Origin of the sequence: Colwellia sp. BRX8-5 (assembly GCF_014077325.1) — a bacterium.
In the GTDB taxonomy this organism is placed as follows: Bacteria; Pseudomonadota; Gammaproteobacteria; order Enterobacterales; family Alteromonadaceae; genus Colwellia_A.
In genome coordinates this window covers 1-1,984 of the sequence record NZ_JACGVR010000064.1, presented here as the reverse complement: position 1 = coordinate 1,984, position 1,984 = coordinate 1, and the positions used below count along the sequence as shown (strand labels likewise).

The 1,984-nt window shown below is 39.7% G+C and carries 1 protein-coding gene; it reads left to right on the top strand.

The features are described from left to right. The first annotated feature begins 332 nt into the window (after positions 1 to 332). Positions 333 to 1,742, top strand: a complete 1,410-nt coding sequence (locus H4J62_RS19855) for a S8 family serine peptidase (RefSeq protein WP_182218731.1) — start codon at positions 333 to 335, stop codon at positions 1,740 to 1,742. The last annotated feature ends 242 nt before the right edge of the window (positions 1,743 to 1,984 follow it).

Genomic DNA, 1,984 nt, shown 5'->3' with positions numbered 1-1,984 from the left:
TTTTAAATTTTAAATTTTAAATTATTTATCTTGAAGACTCTTTTTAATATCATTTTCTCTGCTATTGCATAGTTTAAATCAATCACAATCCCTGCTCTTTTTTATTGTTGCTACTGCCTGCCAACCAACTACTATAAAACTACAATTTCAATTAGTTAAAACATTCAAACTCAGCAAAACGCCCTTTATTTAAAGCACACCCACTAATAAACTCACAGCATATTTACCTTAATACACTTAGGGTAACCCCCTATTTTCAGGCTGCCTATTTATTGGGAAACTAGCTGTGATAGAAATAATTGCAATGATTTAACAAACGGAGTTTGGTTATCATGAGTAAATTAACTTTAAGTGCATGGCTTATAGCCTCTTTAGCATTAACAATGCCTACAAAAGCATTGGCTGAAAGTATTATTGGCGAGCAACTCGCACAAACCCTTCCTACGATGACTGACAAAGAAACAATCCTCGCGGTAATAACCTTTCAACAAATGCAGCCACTCTCGATGAATCAAATACAGGCGCTAATAGCTTTAGGTATTAGTAAAGGCGTTAAGTTTTCTGCACTGCCTTTAATCGGCGTGGTCGCTAATGTTGCACAAATCAAAGCAATCGCCGCGCGTGACGATGTCCGTTCAATATGGTTAAACCGAAAATTAAGCTATTTTATAGCTAACTCACGGCAAAACTCCGGTGTTAATAAAATTCAAGGAACAGACTTTGTTAATATTAATGGTGATACCGATTATAGTGGTAAGGGTGTGACCATTATGGTCAATGACTCAGGGATTGATGCCACGCATCAAGATCTACTTTTTGGCGACGTAGTCATTGATAATGTCGAAGCGGCCATACAATTATCAGCTTTGGCTAAAATGAGCACGACCGAGACCTTTATTAGTCGAGGTCAATATAATACTGATGTAAACACAGACCACGGTACCCATTGTGCTGGCATTATTGCAGGCTCTGGGGCCATGTCTGATGGTAAATATAAAGGTGTCGCTCCCGATGCCAAACTAGTTGGTTACGGCTCAGGTGCTGATTTAACTATTTTAGATGCTGTTAGTGGCTATGATTATGCGATTAATCACCGCTACGATTATCAAAGTCCATTGCGTATTATCAGTAATGCTTGGGGCTCAACCGGAAACTTTGATGCGAACAGCCCAATTGGTTTAGCCTCATATAAAGCTTATACCTTGGGGATATTGTCAATATTTTCTGCCGGAAATTCAGGGGCAGGTAAAAGTAGTCATAACCCTTATGCTCAACTCCCTTGGGTAATATCAGTCGGTGCCGGTAATAGTCATGGTCACTTAGTTGATTTTTCTTCTCGTGATTTATCTTATAAAACTGGCAGCTTTACCATGCCAGATAAGCAAGAATGGACTTATAATAACCAAGTCACGGTTGTCGCCCCCGGTCACTACATGGTCTCAACCCGATCATCGAATAATGGCCTTGCTTACAGCGCAGATGATGATTTTCTTTTTGACTCCGCCTATACCCCTTTTTATAGCCGATTATCTGGTACTTCAATAGCAACATCATATACGGCGGGTGTTGCCGCTCTCATGATGGAAGCTAATCCATTATTAAGTATCGAGGAAATCAAACAATTAATAGCAAAGTCTGCAACTCAGATGCTTGGATACCAAGCGTGGGAAGTTGGTGCCGGCTATATTGATATAAGAGCCGCTGTTGCTGCAGCAAAAACACATGTTAAAGCGTATAAATAATCACTCACGACAATACTGTCGGTCTATACTGTGCAAAGACTGATGTCACCGCACTATTAAACAACGAAAGTAGTTTAGCGTCTTTAACTTTAGCCTGACATCTTATTTAATTTTTTCTCGCAGCAGTGACAAAAGAGTAGATATTAACAACAACGCCCTGGCATAAACAGGTCTCTGGGAAGATAATATTAGCCCACTCCAGCAACCAGTATTCCAATGCGATAGCTATACCGCTAATACCT